Source organism: Halobiforma nitratireducens JCM 10879 (assembly GCF_000337895.1).
In the GTDB taxonomy this organism is placed as follows: Archaea; Halobacteriota; Halobacteria; order Halobacteriales; family Natrialbaceae; genus Natronobacterium; species Natronobacterium nitratireducens.
The window spans coordinates 1-378 of sequence record NZ_AOMA01000178.1 but is presented as its reverse complement, the minus strand read 5'-3'; the positions used below and the strand labels follow the sequence as shown (position 1 = coordinate 378).

Sequence of the window (378 nt, the reverse complement as noted above, 5' to 3'; positions counted from 1 at the left end):
CTTCTAGTCTAGTTAAAGTGACTATTTTAGACGCTAGTGACTACACCGCGATAGGTCGGAGCTAATTTCGAAAGCGTGCAACGGGCTACTAGAGCGTGGCGTCCCTCTCAGGGTGGTGTGACCGAGCCGGGGACAGCATTAGCCGTCGACGTCACCTGTCGTCGGATTCGTCCGGGCAGTCGCTCCTGTTCCATCACCGGGAATCTCCGCCTCTTCCATCAGGCGGACGTACCGCTCTGTGTACTCGAGGCCGTTCTTGCGCTGTCGTTTTCGCTCGATCGCGAGGCGATTCCCCGAGAGCTCGAGCAGGGCGTCGATGGTTCTCGAGACGAGTTTTTTCGCGTACTCGTCGCTGACCCCCGATTCCTGGCGGCGAAT

General features: G+C 58.5%; 1 protein-coding gene. It reads right to left on the bottom strand.

The window, feature by feature from the left end:
- Window positions 1-138: 138 nt before the first annotated feature.
- On the bottom strand, window positions 139-378 hold a 240-nt coding region (locus C446_RS16320; RefSeq protein ID WP_152419463.1), incomplete at its 5' end, for a hypothetical protein.